The organism is Roseococcus sp. SYP-B2431 (assembly GCF_004336745.1).
In the GTDB taxonomy this organism is placed as follows: domain Bacteria; phylum Pseudomonadota; class Alphaproteobacteria; order Acetobacterales; family Acetobacteraceae; genus Roseococcus.
Window position 1 is genome coordinate 801733 of record NZ_SJXD01000011.1, and the last position, 15296, is coordinate 817028.

15 protein-coding genes, 1 tRNA gene and 1 pseudogene are annotated in these 15296 nt (G+C 71.6%); 3 read left to right on the forward strand and 14 right to left on the reverse strand.

Annotation, left to right across the window (positions count from 1 at the left end; all coding sequences use genetic code 11):
• Nucleotides 1–20 precede the first annotated feature (20 nt).
• Complete coding sequence (locus tag EJV46_RS05065; protein ID WP_240782404.1) at nt 21–386, reverse strand: DUF427 domain-containing protein; 366 nt, start codon at nt 384–386, stop codon at nt 21–23.
• 158 nt (nt 387–544) lie between these two features.
• Between EJV46_RS05065 and EJV46_RS05070 the strand changes: the two genes are divergently transcribed.
• Nucleotides 545–1246: a glutathione S-transferase gene (locus EJV46_RS05070; RefSeq protein WP_131547486.1), complete on the forward strand. Its 702-nt coding sequence runs from the start codon at nt 545–547 to the stop codon at nt 1244–1246.
• A gap of 39 nt (nt 1247–1285) precedes the next feature.
• Here EJV46_RS05070 and mnhG read toward each other — a convergent pair whose 3' ends face one another.
• The 8 genes from mnhG to EJV46_RS05115 all read right to left on the reverse strand — a co-directional run bounded on the left by mnhG (nt 1286) and on the right by EJV46_RS05115 (nt 9136).
• The gene (gene mnhG / locus EJV46_RS05075) at nt 1286–1660 is read right to left on the reverse strand and encodes a monovalent cation/H(+) antiporter subunit G (RefSeq protein WP_240782405.1); all 375 of its coding nucleotides are present in this window, start codon (nt 1658–1660) and stop codon (nt 1286–1288) included.
• Nucleotides 1657–1938: a K+/H+ antiporter subunit F gene (locus EJV46_RS05080; protein ID WP_131547488.1), complete on the reverse strand. Its 282-nt coding sequence runs from the start codon at nt 1936–1938 to the stop codon at nt 1657–1659. Before EJV46_RS05080 ends, mnhG begins: the two co-directional genes overlap by 4 nt.
• Nucleotides 1935–2420 carry a Na+/H+ antiporter subunit E gene (locus tag EJV46_RS05085; protein ID WP_131547489.1) on the reverse strand — a complete coding sequence of 162 codons (486 nt, stop codon included), beginning with the start codon at nt 2418–2420 and terminating at the stop codon, nt 1935–1937. Before EJV46_RS05085 ends, EJV46_RS05080 begins: the two co-directional genes overlap by 4 nt.
• On the reverse strand, nt 2417–4021 hold the full coding sequence (locus EJV46_RS05090) for a monovalent cation/H+ antiporter subunit D (RefSeq protein ID WP_131547490.1): 1605 nt from the start codon (nt 4019–4021) through the stop codon (nt 2417–2419). Before EJV46_RS05090 ends, EJV46_RS05085 begins: the two co-directional genes overlap by 4 nt.
• Complete coding sequence (locus tag EJV46_RS05095) at nt 4018–4359, reverse strand: Na+/H+ antiporter subunit C (protein ID WP_131547491.1); 342 nt, start codon at nt 4357–4359, stop codon at nt 4018–4020. Before EJV46_RS05095 ends, EJV46_RS05090 begins: the two co-directional genes overlap by 4 nt.
• Nucleotides 4359–7235, reverse strand: a complete 2877-nt coding sequence (locus tag EJV46_RS05100) for a monovalent cation/H+ antiporter subunit A (RefSeq protein WP_131547492.1) — start codon at nt 7233–7235, stop codon at nt 4359–4361. Before EJV46_RS05100 ends, EJV46_RS05095 begins: the two co-directional genes overlap by 1 nt.
• Before the next feature lie 83 nt (nt 7236–7318).
• Nucleotides 7319–7780, reverse strand: a complete 462-nt coding sequence (locus tag EJV46_RS05105) for a PTS sugar transporter subunit IIA (RefSeq protein ID WP_131547493.1) — start codon at nt 7778–7780, stop codon at nt 7319–7321.
• Between the two features lie 666 nt (nt 7781–8446).
• Nucleotides 8447–9136 (reverse strand): serine protease, encoded by a 690-nt coding sequence (locus EJV46_RS05115; RefSeq protein WP_131547495.1) that lies wholly within the window; start codon nt 9134–9136, stop codon nt 8447–8449.
• Between the two features lie 185 nt (nt 9137–9321).
• On the opposite strand from EJV46_RS05115, the gene selD reads away from it, so the two are divergent.
• Together selD and EJV46_RS05125 are read left to right on the forward strand one after the other, a co-directional pair.
• Nucleotides 9322–10368: a selenide, water dikinase SelD gene (selD, locus tag EJV46_RS05120; protein ID WP_131547496.1), complete on the forward strand. Its 1047-nt coding sequence runs from the start codon at nt 9322–9324 to the stop codon at nt 10366–10368.
• Nucleotides 10369–10422: 54 nt separating this feature from the next.
• Nucleotides 10423–10755, forward strand: coding sequence for a hypothetical protein (locus EJV46_RS05125; protein ID WP_131547497.1), 333 nt, complete (start codon nt 10423–10425; stop codon nt 10753–10755).
• A 3-nt stretch (nt 10756–10758) separates the two neighbouring features.
• On the opposite strand, the gene EJV46_RS05130 is transcribed toward EJV46_RS05125, so the two are convergent.
• The 5 genes and pseudogenes from EJV46_RS05130 to selA all read right to left on the reverse strand — a co-directional run bounded on the left by EJV46_RS05130 (nt 10759) and on the right by selA (nt 15295).
• Nucleotides 10759–11139 (reverse strand): hypothetical protein, encoded by a 381-nt coding sequence (locus EJV46_RS05130; protein WP_131547498.1) that lies wholly within the window; start codon nt 11137–11139, stop codon nt 10759–10761.
• Between the two features lie 11 nt (nt 11140–11150).
• A tRNA-Sec gene (locus EJV46_RS22695) sits at nt 11151–11243 on the reverse strand.
• Between the two features lie 87 nt (nt 11244–11330).
• Nucleotides 11331–13214, reverse strand: a pseudogene (selB, locus tag EJV46_RS05135) (selenocysteine-specific translation elongation factor); the annotation flags it as partial.
• A complete protein-coding gene (locus EJV46_RS05140) occupies nt 13165–13938 on the reverse strand; it encodes a tetratricopeptide repeat protein (RefSeq protein WP_206020703.1) in 774 nt (257 codons plus the stop codon). The pseudogene selB and the gene EJV46_RS05140, both read right to left, overlap by 50 nt.
• A complete protein-coding gene (gene selA, locus EJV46_RS05145; protein WP_131547500.1) occupies nt 13925–15295 on the reverse strand; it encodes an L-seryl-tRNA(Sec) selenium transferase in 1371 nt (456 codons plus the stop codon). Before selA ends, EJV46_RS05140 begins: the two co-directional genes overlap by 14 nt.
• Between the last annotated feature and the right edge of the window lies 1 nt (nt 15296).

Sequence of the window (15296 nt, forward strand, 5' to 3'; positions counted from 1 at the left end):
CGGCCGGGAACCGGGCGGTCTCAGGCGATCGCATCCACCCTGTCGGGATAGAAGGCGAGGTGATCGCGGATCGCGCCCACGGCGGCATGGGGCGCCTCATAGGTCCAGATGGCATTGATGGACCGCGCTCCGCCGGCCGGGATGCTGAAATAGGCGGCATCGCCCTTGTAGGGGCAGTGGGAGCCGTGGTCGCTCCGGGCGAGCAGGTCCATCCGGGCGTCCTCGCGCGGGATGTAGATCGCCGGCGGATAGGCCGCCTCCCGGAGAAGGAGGGCCCTTTCGCTCTCGGCGATCCGCTGGCCGGCTACCATGACGGTGACCCTGCGCCCGAGCGGCTCGATGGCGATGGGGTGGTTCGGGCCAGGTTGGAGGATCGGTCTTGTCACCGCGAGAACTCCCGGGCTGCTGAGTGGGCGTCCGAAATCCGCTACGTGGTGCGCCCGCGATGGATGTCCACCAGGCGAAGAAATTCGCGCCGCTATACCGGCGGCGGCGCTGTGGCGGCGTTGTGAGGGCGTCAAGAGCCAGAGCTGGAGGCCCCGAGATGCCCGACTACGATCTCTACTACTGGTCCCTGCCGTTCCGCGGCCAGTTCGTGCGCGCTGTCCTGGCCTGTACGGGCAAGAGCTGGACCGAGGGTGGGGATGCGGCGATCTCGAAGCTGATGGGTGAATCGGCGAGGAACATGCCGGTCCCCTTCATGGGCCCGCCGATGCTGGTCGACAGACAGGCGGATTTCGCCATCGCGGAGATGCCGGCCATCATCCTCTATCTCGGCGAGACGCTGGACCTCATGCCCGCCACCCCCGCCCTGCGCGCCCTGACCATGAAGATCGTCAACGACGCCAACGACGTGATCGACGAGATCACCCTGGACGGCGGTCGCCAGATGTGGACGGAACAGCGCTGGCAGGACTTCGTCCCGCGCCTGAAGAAATGGATGTCGCTCTGGGAGGAAACCGGGCGACGGCATGGCCTGAAGAAGGGCTCCGGCTTCCTCTTGGGCGGCGAAGCGCCGGCCGTCGCCGATATCGTGACGGCGATCCTCTGGTCGACGATGGCCGACCGCTTTCCACGGATCGCCGCGATCCTCGACGAGGCCGCCCCCATGACGGCCGCCCTGGCGCGCCGGGTCAGCGATCTCCCGCCCATGGCCAGGCTGGCGGCGCAGGCGCGGGAGGAGTATGGCGAAGCCTATTGCGGGGGCCGGATCGAGGCCTCGCTGCGCCGGGTTCTGAACGCCTAGGTCGCGGGCGGCATTCCTTCGGAGAGCTTCGCCGCGCCTCTACGAAGCGTCGCCGTCGGGCCGGCGTCGGGCGGATGCCGGCACACCCTGGCTCTGCTCCAGCCGGTCGCGATGCAGGGCCGCCCTCGCCACCAGCATCAGGGTCACCGGCGTGGTCAGCAGGACGAGGATGGCGATCGCGATCTCGTGCAGGACGAGCCGCGTCTGCAGCACCGAGAAGAAGATCATCGAGGCGAGCAGGATGCAGCTCATGCCGTAGGAAGCGCCGAGGGTCGGCGCATGCAGGCGCTCGTAGAAGGTTTTCAGCCGCAGCATGCCGAGCGAGCCGACCAGCGTCAGGCCTGCCCCGGCCAGCAGCAGCAGCGCCACCGGCACCGCGGCGAACCAGGGGAGCTCGGCCGCCTGCGTCATCATTCGATCACCTCGCCGCGCATGAGGAACTTGGCCAGCGCCGCCGTGCTGACGAAGCCGAGCAGCGCGATCACCAGCGCCGCCTCGAAGAAGACCGAAGTGCCGGAGCGGATCCCGAAGGTGATCAGCAGCAGCGTCGCGTTCACATAGGCCGTGTCGAGGCCGACCACCCGGTCCTGCGCGCGCGGGCCGCGCAGCACGCGCCAGGAGGCGCAGACCATGGCCGCGCCGAGCATCAGCTGGGCGAGGAGGAGCGACCAGCTCAGCAGCGTCACCGTCATGCGAAGATCTCCATCAGCGGCTGCGCGTAGCGATCCTGGACGAGGCGGACCCACTCCTCCTCCTCGCCGACATCGAGCACATGGAGCAGGAGCCAGCCCTCCTCGGCGTCGAACTCCACCCAGGCCGAGCCCGGCGTGGCGGTGAGGATGCCGGCGAGCACCGCCAGCGCCTGCGGCTCGCGCAGCGCGAGCGGAATCCGGATGAAGCCGGCCTGCCGATCCTTGTTCAACCCGAGGATGATGCGCGTGACGGCGAGGTTGGAGCGGGCCACGTCCACCAGCACCGTGCCGGCCAGCCGCAGGGCGAGGCCCGGCCGCCGGAGCCTCGGCTGGCCGGGATCGAGCAGCGCCAGCGCCCAGCCGCCCAGCAGCGCGACCACGAGGCCGACCAGGGCCGGCCCGGGCTCGACCGTCCCGTTGAGCAGCAGCCAGAGCAGGAAAAGGCAGCCCGAGACCACCGGATGGGGCAGCAACCGCCTCATGGCCCGCGCCCCAGAACCTGCTGCACCATCTCCTGCGGCGCGTGGAGCGCGGCGGCGGTCGCCTGCATGTAGCGCATCACCGGCCCCGCCGCCGCCGTCATGCCGAGGCAGACGAAGAGCAGCAGCAGCACCGGCGCGATCTCGATGGCGCCGACCCGCGGCACCGCGCGGTCCGAGGCGGCCCAGATGTTGCGGATGCCGGCGCGCGCCATCGCGACGACGGTCGCGAAGCCGGAGACGATCAGCGCGATCAGCAGCGCCCAGCCGCCGGGCGGGACCAGGGCCGGGCCCTCCGAGAGCCCGGCGGGGTTGAGGATGCCGGTGAGCATGGCGAATTTCGCGATGAAGCCGGGGAGCGGCGGCAGTCCCGCCAGCAGCAGCGCGCAGCAGAGGAAGCAAGCGCCCAGCACGGCCATGGTGGCGGGGATCGGGACACCGGCCGCGTCGTCCTCCACATCCTCCTCCTCGCCGTCGCCGAAGGCCTCGAGCGTCACGGCCAGGACGTCGGCGCCCACCTCGCGGCCCCGCTCCAGCAGTTCGACCAGCAGGAAGAAGGCGCCGATCGCGAGCGCCGAACTCACCAGGTAGAAGAGCGCGCCGCCCGTCACGGCCGCCTGCCCCGCCCCCACGGCCGCCAGCAGCGTGCCCGACGAGATGAGCACGCTGGCCCCCGCCAGCCGCGGCAGGTCCTGCGTGGCGAGCACGCTGACGGCCCCGAAGGCGATGGTCGCGATCCCGCCCGCCATCACCCAGGTGCCGCCGAAGCCGGCCGAGGCGCCGGCCTCCGGCCCGAAGAGCAGCAGCACCAGCCGCAGCACGGCATAGATGCCGACCTTGCTCATCATCGAGAAGATCGCGGCCGAGGGCGGGCTGGCGGCCGCATAGGTCGGCATCAGCCAGAAGCCCAGCGGCCACATCGCCGCTTTGGCCAGGAAGGCGATGCCCAGGATGGCCGCCCCCGCTTCCAGCAGCGGCCGGTTCGCGGCGGGCATCGAGGGGATGCGGGCCGCGAGGTCGGCCATGTTCAGCGTGCCGGCCACGCCGTAGATCATGCTCACCCCGATCAGGAAGAGCAGCGAAGCCGCCAGGTTGATCGAGATGTAGTGCAGCCCCGCCTTGACCCGCGCCACGCCCGAGCCGTGCAGCGCGAGCCCGTAGGAGGCGGCCAGCAGCACCTCGAAGAAGACGAAGAGGTTGAACAGGTCGCCGGTCAGGAAGGCGCCGTTCAGCCCCATCAGCTGGAACTGCAGGAGGGCGTGGAAATGCGCGCCCATCCGCTGCCAGCGCGGCAGCGCGTAGAGCAGCGCGGCCAGGCCGAGCAGCGAGGTCAGGACCAGCAGCAGGGCGGAGAGCCGGTCCAGCATCAGGACGATGCCAAAGCTCGTGGGCCAGTTGCCCAGCCGATAGACGCCGATGGCCGTGCCGCCGGCATGCGCCTGCAGCGCGAGGGCGATGCCGACGCCCAGCATCACGAGGATGGAGGCGATACCCATCGCCGCCTTCAGCCGCGACCGCTGCTCGTCCAGCGCGATCATCATCGCGCCGACGATCAGCGGCAGCGCGATCGGCAGGACCATGAGGTGCTGCTGCCAGCCGGTCATCGCGGCGGCCTCCCGTCCACATGGTCGCCGCCGGTCAGGCCGCGCGCCGCCAGCATGACGACCAGGAACAGCGCCGTGGTGGCGAAGCCGATCACGATGGCGGTCAGCACCAGCGACTGCGGCAGCGGGTCGGCGAAGGTGGCCGGGTCGCCCGAGCTGCCCGGCTCCAGGATCGGCGGCGCGCCGATCGGGAAGCGGCCCATGCTGAAGATGAAGAGGTTCACCGCATAGGAGAGCAGCGAGAGCCCGATGATGAGCTGGAAGGTGCGCGGCCGCATGAGCAGCCACACGCCCGAGCCGCCCAGGACGCCGATGGCGAGCGCGAGGATCAGCTCCATCAGTCTTCCCCTGCCCTGGCATAGGCCTCGGGCGGCGGCGGCGGCGCCGCGCGCTGGCTCCGCACCGACTGGTGCGCGAGCGCGATCAGGATCAGCACCGTCGCCCCGAAGACGAGGGCGAAGACGCCCAGGTCGAAAATCACCGCGGTGGCCAGCGGCAGCTTCCCGAGCACGCCCAGATCCGCATAGGCGAAGTAGGAGGTCAGGAAGGGCCGGCCGAAGGCGATGGCGGCCGCGCCGGTGCCCGCGGCGAGCAGCAGCCCGACGCCCATCCAGCGCAGCGGCAGCACGCGCAGATGGTCCTCCACCCAGCGCGTCCCGCCGGCCATGTATTGCAGCAGGATGCCGATCGCCAGCATCAGCCCGGCCGCGAAGCCGCCGCCCGGCTGGTCGTGCCCGCGCAGCAGCAGGTAGATCGCGACCGCGACGATGACCGGAAAGAGAAGCCGCATGGTCACCGCCGGGATGGCCAGCCAGTCGCGCGCCTCGCCCTGCTGCTGGTCCGGCACGCCCACGCTCTCGGGCGCCGGCCGGAAGCGGCGCAGCAGGGCGAAGACCGTCAGCGCCACGATGCCGAGCACGACAATCTCGCCCATCGTGTCGAAGCCGCGGAAATCGACCAGGATCACGTTCACCACATTGGTCCCCCCGCCCTCGGTATAGGCGCGCTCCAGGAAGTGCCGGGAGATGCCGTCGGGCGAGGCCCGGGTCATGGTGGCATAGGAGATGGCCGTCAGCCCCGCGCCGGCGGCGACGGCGATGGCGAAGTCGCGCAGCCGGCGAAGCCGGGCCAGCAGCTCGCCCGAGCCCGCGATCTCAATCCGCCGAGGCAGCCAGCGCAGGCCGAGCAGGAGCAGCACCCCGCTCACGATCTCCACCAGGAGCTGCGTGACCGCGAGGTCCGGCGCCGAGAACCAGACGAAGGTGAGGCTGGTGACCAGCCCGGCGCCGCCGAGCAGCATCACCGCGGCGAAGCGGTGGTACTTGGCCTGGTAGGCCGCGGCGACGGCGCAGGCGCCGCCCATCAGCCACATGAGCGCGACCACGGGATCGACCGGGGTGAGCTTCACCTCCCCCGCCGTCAGCCCGTGCGGCAGCAGCGCGAGGGTGGCCGCGAGGAAGGCGATGCAGACCATGAGGCGCAGCTGCATCTGCAGCCGGTCAGTGGCCATCAGCCGCTCGGCCGCGCGGGCGAAGCGCCAGGAGAGGAAGACCATCACCTGGTCGAAGACGCGGCGGCCGTCCAGCCCGCTCAGCAGCGGCGTGCCGTCGATGCCGGCGTTCAGGTGCCGGTACAGCAGGCGGTAGAGCGCGACGCCGCCGGCCAGCGCGACGAGGCTCATCACGAGCGGCAGGTTGAAGCCGTGCCAGACGGCCAAGCTGTATTCCGGCGTGGCATCGCCCAGGATCGAGCGGACCGCGATGTCGAGCAGCGGGCCGATGGTCGCCGATGGCAGGATGCCGACGACCATGCAGGTGAAGACCAGGATCTCCACCGGCACCCGCATGAATTGCGGCGGCTCGTGCGGGCGCTTGGGCAGGTCGTCCGTCTCGGGCCCGAAGAAGGCGCCATGAATGAAGCGCAGGGAATAGGTCACGGCGAATATCCCCGCGATGGTTGCCGCAACCGGGAGGATGACCCGCATCATGATGGGTATGTTCGCGGCCGTCAGCGCCTCGGCGAAGAACATCTCCTTCGAGATGAAGCCGTTGAGCAGCGGCACGCCGGCCATGGCCGCGGCCGCCACCAGCGCGAGCCGCGCCGTGAAAGGCATGGATTCGTTGAGGCCGGACAGACGCCGGATGTCGCGCGTGCCCGTCTCGTGGTCGATGATCCCGGCGGCCATGAAGAGCGACGCCTTGAAGGTCGCGTGGTTCATGGTGTGGAAGACGGCGGCCACCATCGCGAGGTCGCTGTTCAGGCCGAGGAGCAGCGTGATCAGGCCGAGATGGCTGATGGTCGAATAGGCCAGCAGCGCCTTCATGTCGTGCTGGAAGATGGCGACATAGGCGCCGAGCAGCAGCGTCATCAGCCCGACCGGGCAGAGGATCCAGAACCACGCATCCGTCCCGGCCATGACCGGCCAGAGCCGCGCCATCAGGAAAATGCCGGCCTTCACCAGCGTTGCGGAGTGCAGGTAGGCCGAGACCGGCGTCGGCGCCGCCATGGCGTGCGGCAGCCAGAAGTGGAAGGGGAACTGCGCGCTCTTCGTCATGGCGCCGAGCAGGATCAGGATCAGGGCCGGCAGGTAGAGAGGATGCGCGCGAATGGCGTCGCCCGAGCTCAGCACGACATCCAGGTCGTAGCTGCCGACGACATGGCCCAGCACCAGCATGCCCGCGAAGAGCGCCAGGCCGCCGCCCGCGGTGACGGTGAGCGCCATGCGCGCGCCGTCGCGGGCGGCGGCGTTGTTCTGCCAATAGCCAATCAGCAGGAAGGAGAAGAGGCTGGTCAGCTCCCAGAAGAAGACGAGCTGGATGAGGTTGCCGGACAGCACCAGCCCCATCATCGAGCCCATGAAGGCCAGCAGGAAGGCGAAGAAGCGCGGGATCGGGTCGTCCTGCGACATGTAGTAGCGGGCGTAGAGGACGATGAGGAAGCCGATGGCCGAGACCATCATGGCGAAGGCGGCGGCCAGGCCGTCCATCCGCAGGACGAAGGAGAGGCCGAGCTCCGGCACCCAGGCGAATTCGACGCGGGGGATCCGCCCTGCCGCGGTGGAGGAATAGGCCAGGATCACCATCACCAGCGTCAGCAGCGCCACGGCCCCCGCGAGCCAGGCCTCCAGCCGCGCGCTCTGGGGCAGCGCCGCCGCGACCAGGGCACCGAGGAAGGGAAGCAGCACGGCGGCGATGAGGTAGAGGGTGTCTGGCATCGGGCGCCGGGCTCTCCGTCAGGTTCGGGGGCGGTCCCGCCGGCCGGCGGCCGCGAGGCGTCGGGGGCCTTGGGGCCGGCGGATCAGAGCTGGGGCCGGTCTGCCGCCAGGAGGGCCTGCAGCGCCTCGGCATCGGAACGCGCCTGGCGGAGCTGCCGGGGCAACTGGTTGTCGCGCAGGGCGCGGCAGATGTCCGACAGGGCCGGGAGAAATCCTTCCGAGGCGGATTCGGGCCAGAGGACCAGGAAGACGAGGTCCACCGGCTCGCCGTCGCGCGCCTCCATCTCGATGGGCCGCGCGAGCCGGGCCAGGAGCGCGACCGGCGCCTCCAGCCAGTCCACCCGCGCATGCGGCAGCGCCACGCCGCGGCCGAGGGCGGTGGAGCCCAGCTTCTCGCGGGCGAGGATGGCCTCGAGAACCTTGGCCTTGGGCTGGCCGATCCGGGCGGAGACCTCCGCCGCCAGCATCTCGAGCATTTCCTTCTTGCTGGACGGCGCGAAGGTCAGGACTCCGTCTGCGGCGGAGAACATGTCTGTGATGGCCATTGGTATCTCCAGCGGCGGGAAGGCACTGGGCTGGGTCTTAGACCTAACCCGCCGTTAATTCTACGCTTGGGGGCCCAAGGCCCAAAGCGGCTCCCCATGCACAGGCGTACCCGCCGTTCCGATGACCGTGCCGAGGGGGGCGATCAGCGGTGAAGGGTCCAGGATCGTTTGGAACTGGCAGAACTCGCCGCCCTGGCGGCCAACGGTCGGGCGAGGGCCAGCGGCGCCGAGCCCTCCCAGTCGTTCGGGCTCCGCGCGTGCTCCGACCTAGCTTTCAGCGCCATCCCCGATGCCAGCCGTAATGCGGATGCCACCAGCCCCAGCCATGGGTCGCATGGTAGCGCCACTCGAAACCCGGCGCAGGAATGGCGTAAGTGGGGGCGATATAGGCCACCCCGGCGGGACGGAGGGGCGGTTCAGCGACAACGCATGCGCCCAGCGTGGAGGCAAGGGCGAGAGCGGCAAGGATCCGGGGCAAGTCAGGCCTCCTGTGGAAGGAAGATTCTGGAATCGGTGCATGCAGGTTAATGAAACGTCGGCCCCTGCCAAGCGCATGAAAGTGGCGCCGTCATCTTGCCGCTGCCCCAACGGCACCATCCACCCATGGGAAGCCACGCTCCACGCCGCGGCGACAACGACTGCAGTCCCGCGGAACCGATGCACACGCTATGGAAGGCTCCAGTAGCTCTCGGCCACGAGGGCGAAGCCGAGCGAATGCGCCTCGCGTGCCCGGAAGGCGACGATCCCGACGAGGTTTCCGCGCGCATCGACCAGGGCGCCCCCGCTCGAACCGGGCAGCATCGGGGCGTTGGTCTGCAGGATCGGGACAGCGGGATCCAGCCCGGTGACGACCCCCTCTCCCAGCCGGAGTTCCGCGCCGGCCGGCGCGCTGATCGTATAGACCCGCTCTCCCACGCCGACCTGCCGGAAAGGCCGGACCGCGCGGACCGGCACGAGCACCGGCTCCCCCACGGCGAGGACGCACCGGTCCAGGCGCTCGTCGCGAAGGATCAGCGAAGCCCGCCGCCGGGCCGCCCCCTGTCGGATTTCGATGGCGCCTTCGCCGCGCAGCAGGTGGCAGGTCGTGAGCAGCTGGTGGCTGGACACCGCCACGGCCGAGCCCTGGGTGACGACACCGTTCGATGCGGCCGCGCGCACCGCCCAGATGCTCCGGCGCGCCTCGGCGAAGATGGCGCCGGCGGGGAGGTCCGCGGCGCCCAGGGAGGCCGGCATGGCGCCCAGCCGCGAGCCTCGCGACGGGGCGGCGGACCGGGCGCCCACGGGAGGATCGTCGCGGGCGGGCGCCTCGGCCGCGAGGCACAGGAGGCCGAGGGCGATCCAGATCGTCGAGCGCATAGATATCCCCGTGGAGCTTCCCCGCCCTCGCGCAACGTGGCCGTGCCCCGCGAGGATCGATGGCAAGTCATATATCCTGGCGATCGTCCGGTCGTCAGGAATCGCGATGGCCGCGGCGGCAGGCCGATCCTGGCAAAAGCCCGGGAAGCGCCCAGATTCCTCTTCCAACGCTGGGAGAGCACGCCATGGACGTCCCGATGATCCGCCTGACCGAGCTGGCCCATGGCGGCGGCTGCGGCTGCAAGCTGGCGCCCTCGGTGCTGCAGAGCCTGCTGGCCGACCAGCCCATGGCCGGGCCCTTCGCGCAGCTCCTCGTCGGCTCCGAGACTGCGGACGACGCGGCCGTCTGGAAGGTGGACGACAACCTGACCGTCATGGCGACGACCGACTTCTTCATGCCCATGGTGGACGATCCCGGGGATTTCGGCCGAATCGCCGCCGCCAACGCCATCTCCGACATCTACGCCATGGGCGGGAAGCCGATCATGGCACTGGCGATCCTCGGCATGCCGATCGGCAAGCTGGACCCCTCCGTGGTCCGGCGCATCCTGGCCGGCGGCGCGGCCATCTGCGCCGAGGCGGGCATCCCCGTGGCCGGCGGGCATTCCATCGACTGCCCGGAGCCGGTCTATGGGCTCGCGGTGATCGGCCTGGGCCGGCCCGACCGCATCCTGCGCAACACCGGCGCGCGGGCTGGCGACGCGCTGATCCTGACCAAGGGGATCGGCGTCGGCATCTACTCGGCCGCCATCAAGAAGGACCGCCTGCCCGAGGGCGCCTATGCAGAGATGATCGCCACCACCACCCTGCTGAACCGCGTGGGCGCGGAGCTCCCGGCCGACCCGGCCGTGCATGGCGTCACCGACGTCACCGGCTTCGGGATCCTCGGCCATGGGCTCGAGATGGCGCGCGGCTCGGGCCTCACGCTGCGGATCGAGCGGGAGGCCGTGCCTTTCCTGCGGCACGCGGCGGCTCTAGCGCAGCAGGGCTTCATCACCGGCGCCTCGCACCGTAACTGGGACAGCTATGGCGCCAGCATCGACCTGCCCGCGGATTGCCCGGACTGGCAGCGCCTGCTCCTGGCCGACCCGCAGACCTCCGGCGGTCTGCTGATCGCCTGCGCGGCGGAGGCCGCGGAGGGGCTGGCGGAGCGCATTCGCGCCGCCGGCTATCCGCTGACGCGCCGGATCGGCACGGTCGAGGCGGGGCCGGCGCGCGTCGTGGTCTCGTAGAGGCAACCCATCGGGCGCGACGGCGCTTCCTTCTGAAAGGACAGGAGACGTCCGATGCGCTTTTCCCTCCCGCTGATCGGGGCGCTGGCCCTCGCCGCGCCCGCCTTCGCCCAGCAGCCGCAGCAGCAGCCGCCCTTCGGCCAGAGCAGCGCCCAGGGCTGCAATCCTTCGGGCCGCGCCGAGGCCGCCACGCCGCCCCAGCCGGGCCGCGGCGACGGCACCGCGCCCGGTAACGCCGGCTCCACCGGCTGGACCGGCGGCATGGGCGGCTCGCATATCGGCACCAACACCCAGGGCGCCACGCAGGACTCACCCACCTGGCAGGCGCCCACCGCGCGCGGACTCGACCCGATCGCCGCGCCCGCCCGGCCGGAGGCCGCCTGCTGAGGATCAGTGCGGCTTCATCTCCTCGAGCTGGAGCCGCAGCCCTTCGGCATTGAAGAAGTCACCGTCGCGGATGAGCGTGCGGTCTTCGTGGAGCTTGCGGGTCAGCGCGTTCAGCCGCGCGCGGGCCTCGGCGTCCGGCACCAGCCCCTCCCGGCCCGCGCGCCAGAAGACCACGCCGGACCAGTCCACCCCGGCGCCGGCGAAGAGCTGCGCCATCTCTGCCCAGCGCGTCTTGTCGCCCAGCACATGGAGCCAGGCGCTCCGCAGCGGCGTCACGCTCGTCACGTCGATCGCCATGAGCACGAAGAGCACGGTGAAGTCGCCGGCCTCGCGATGGGTCGCGGCCAGCCATTCGTCGAAATCGGTCTCCCACGGCGGCGTCATGCGGCGTCCGGCGGAAGAGAATGGGAGTCGAACCCACCCGGGACAGTCTCGCTGCCCCACCCGGATTTGAAGTCCGGACGCCCCACCGGGGACGCCTCTCCTCCGTACAGATCGGCACGGTGCGGGTTGATGCGCCTGAGGTCCCCGCGGCGCAAGGTTACCCCCTGGCGGTCGAGGAAATCCAGGATCTGGATCGCGACCTTGCGCCCGTTGTCCATGCGATCACGAAAGGCCGCGGCGGCGAATTCCCCGCCTTCGGACGCGCCGGCGACCTCGATCGCGATCCGCACCATCTCGGCCGTGGTGGCGCGCAGGAAGAAGTGGTCGTGCGCGATCTGGTCCACGCGGCCGAGCCGCGCGCAGGCCTTGAGCAGCCGGCGCACCTCCGGCTCGGCGACGCCGAGCAGGCCGGCGATGTCGCGCACCCGGGGCGGGCGGAAGCGGGCCTCGGCGCCGAGCAGCGGCAGGATGCGGGCCTGAAGCACCTCGTCGGCCGGATCGAGGCGGACCTCGTGGCCCGGCAGGCGCAGAAAGGCGCCCTCCAGCACGAGCTCGCCGGCCCCGGCCAGCCGCTCCAGCGCCACCTTGAAGGCCGGCGCCGGCAGCCGAGGCTGGACGAGCAGGCGCAGCCGCTCGCGGCCGATGCCCTGCTGGTCCGCATTCTCCTCGTGATGGCGCGCCAGCTCCGACAGCAGGCTGTTCCGGAACCCCGCCCAGCCCTCCTGCGACAGGGCGACCCGCGCGCCCTCGGCCACGATGGTCACGGCGCGCCCGGCGAGCGCATCGGCCTCCGCGGCGCCGAGCGCGTGGTCCCGGGCGAAGCCGTTCAGCTCCACCTGGAAGGGCGCCGTCTCCAGCAACCGGGCGAAGGCGCGCGGCGGGTCGCGCTCGGACAGGGCGTCCAGCTGCGCCAGCCGCTCGGCCGTGCGGCGCTTGCGCGCGGGCGCGCGCAGGTCGAGGAAGCGCCCGCCGCCGATGGTCCGCTGCGCCGACACGTCGCGCAGGATGAAGCGGTCGCCCACCGCTGCGGCGACCGGCCGGTCGAGCACGAGCTGCACCAGCCCGCCGCCGCCCGGCTCGATGGGGTCGTCGAGCGGCACGAGGCGCGCGCCCACCTCGGCGCTGCCGTGGTGCAACCGGGCGGGAAACCAGGTGCCGATGGGCTTCGGTTCGCCGGGCAGCACGCGGAAGGCCGCGTCGATCCGGTCCGTCGGCGCGTGCAGCGCGGGGGCCAGGATCATGTCGCCGCGCGCGACCGCGTCCTTCGCGATGTCGCGGCCGGCGATGTTGAGCGCGCAGCGCTGCCCCGCCAGCCCGCGCTCCGCCGGCCGGTTCTGCGCATGGATGGAGCGCACCCGCGCCGGCAGGCCCGAGGGGCTGACCACCAGTTGGTCACCGACCGCGACCGCCCCCGACAGCACCGTGCCGGTGACCACCGTGCCCGCGCCCGCCAGCGTGAAGCAGCGGTCCACGGCCAGGCGGAAGGCGCCCCCCTCGCCCGGCTCCGCCGTCGCGGCCTCGGCATAGGCGAGCGCGGCCCGCAGCGCCTTCATCCCCTGCCCGCTCTGGGCCGAGACGGGCAGCACCGGCGCCGCCTCGAGCGCGGTGTCGGCCAGCAGCTCGTGCAGCTCGGCGGTCAGCCCGGCGATGCGCCCGGCATCGGCGAGGTCGGCCTTGCTCAGCGCCACCAGCCCGCGCCGGATGCCGAGCAGATCCAGGATGGCCAGGTGCTCGCGCGTCTGCGGCATCACGCCGTCATCGGCGGCCACCACCAGCAGCGCGAAGTCGATCCCGCTGGCGCCGGCCAGCATGGTGTGCACGAAGCGCTCATGGCCGGGCACGTCCACGAAGCCGATCACCCGCTCATCATTGCCCTGCGGCAGATAGGCAAAGCCGAGATCGACGGTGATGCCGCGCGCCTTCTCCTCCTTCAACCGGTCGGTGTCGACGCCGGTCAGCGCTTTCACGAGCGAGGTCTTGCCGTGGTCGATGTGTCCCGCCGTGCCGACGATCATCGCCCGTCCTTCATGGCAGCGGGATCCCGGCGCGGCGCTCGGCCTCCTCCAGGCCGGCATCGTCCAGCGAGGCGCGGACGGGGCCGAGGAAGGGCCGCGCCAGCTTGCTGCCGCCGGCCTGCGCCCGCATGAGCCAGGCCAGCGCCTCGACGGGATCGCGCTCCACGCCGGCGCCCATGTGCAGGGCGGCGCCCAGCATGGCCTGGCCGTCGGCATCGCCCAGCGCCGCGCCCTTGCGCCACCAGGCGGCGGCCCTGGCCACGTCGCGCTCCACGCCGAGGGCGTGGTGATAAAGCATGCCCATGCGCGTCATGGAGGAGGCGATGCCGGCCTCGGCCGCGAGCAGCGCCCAGCGGCGCGCTTCCTCGGGGTCGGCGGGCATCACCTCGCCCTCCAGCAGCATCCAGCTGAACATATCCTGCGCGAGGGTGTCGCCCTGCTCGGCGGCGGCGCGGTACAGTTCCGCGGCGCGTGCCGGGTCCGCCTCCACGCCCTCGCCGCCGCGGAGGTAGAGGGCCGCGAGGTTGCGCTGGCCGGGCGCGTAGCCGGCCTCGGCCGAGAGCGTCAGCCACTTTTCCGCTATGCGCGGATTCACGGGCACACCGAGTCCTTCGGCGAAGCAGCCGCCGATATTGGACTGCGCGCGTGGATTGCCGTTGCGGGCCAGCGGCTCCCAGAGCTCCAGCGCCATCGCGTAGTCACCGGTGCGGAAGGCGGCCATGGCCTCTTCCATCGGATCGGGCGGCGGCGCGGGCGCGCGACGAAGGCGATCAAGCCAGGCCACGAAGCGTCTCCAGGAAGCCGGCCTCGTCGGACAGGCAGCGCAGGTCCAGGACCAGCGCGCCGTCCTGCACGCGGCCGATCACCGGACGCGGCAGCGCACGCAGCGAAGCAGCCAGCGCCTCCAGATCGCGGCCGCGCAGCGCGACGAGGCGCAGCCCGTGGCTGGCCAGCGTGTCCAGCGGCAGCGCGCCGGAGCCGATCTGGCTGCGGCAGGCGCAGGTCTCGACGGCAATGCCGGGCGGCACAAGCTTGGCCACGAGCGGCGCAAGGCGCTGCGCCTGGGCACCGATCTCGGCCGCCTCGCGCGCCAGCATGCGCAGCGTGGGCAGACGTTCCGCGAGGCGATCCGGATCGCGATAGAGCTTCAGCGTGGCCTCCAGCGCGGCCAGCCGCAGCTTGTCCACGCGCAGCGCGCGCTTCATCGGGTTGCGGTTGATCGCGGCGATCAGGTCCTTGCGGCCGACGATGAAGCCCGCCTGCGGCCCGCCCAGCAGCTTGTCCCCCGAGAAGGTGACGAGGTCCGCGCCCTCGGCCACCGCTTCGCGCACCGTGGGCTCGCGGGCCAATCCCCAGCGCGAGAGGTCCACCAGCGTGCCGGAGCCCAGGTCGTTCAGCAGCGGCACGCCCGCCTCGCGCGCGATGGCCGACAGCGCGGCGCCGCCCACCTCGGCGGTGAAGCCCTCGATCCGGTAGTTGGAGGTGTGGACCTTGAGGATCAGCCCCGTCTCCGCCCGCAAGGCGCCGCGATAGTCCTTGGGATGCGTGCGGTTGGTCGTGCCGACCTCGACCAGCGCGACGCTGGCGCGGGCCATGATGTCAGGCATGCGGAAGGCGCCGCCGATCTCGATCAGCTCGCCGCGCGAGACGATCGCCTCGCGCCCCGAGCCCAAGGTGTTCAGCGCGATCAGCACGGCGGCGGCGTTGTTGTTGACCAGCGTCGCATCCTCGGCGCCGGTCAGCTCGCGGAGCAGGCCGCGCAGATGGTCGTCGCGCTCGCCGCGCTTCCCCGTGTCCAGCTCGAATTCCAGCGCGACCGCCTCGCGCATGGCAGCGGTGGCGGCCTCGATCGCCGCCTCGGCCAGGACGGCACGGCCGAGATTGGTGTGCAGCACCGTGCCCGTCAGGTTGAAGAGCGGCCGCAGCGGGGAGCGGTCCCGTGCCTCCAGCCGTGTCACGACACCGGCGGCGACCGCCTCGGCCGTCGGCAGCAACGGCTCCGCGCCGGCGCGCGCCTCGGCCAGCACGGCGCGGATCGCCGCCGTCACCTCTGCGCGGCCGTGCCGCATGATGGCGGCTTCGGATGCGCCCAGCACCCGGTCCACCGAAGGCAGCCCGCGCAGGTCCGGCCTGTCCGCCATG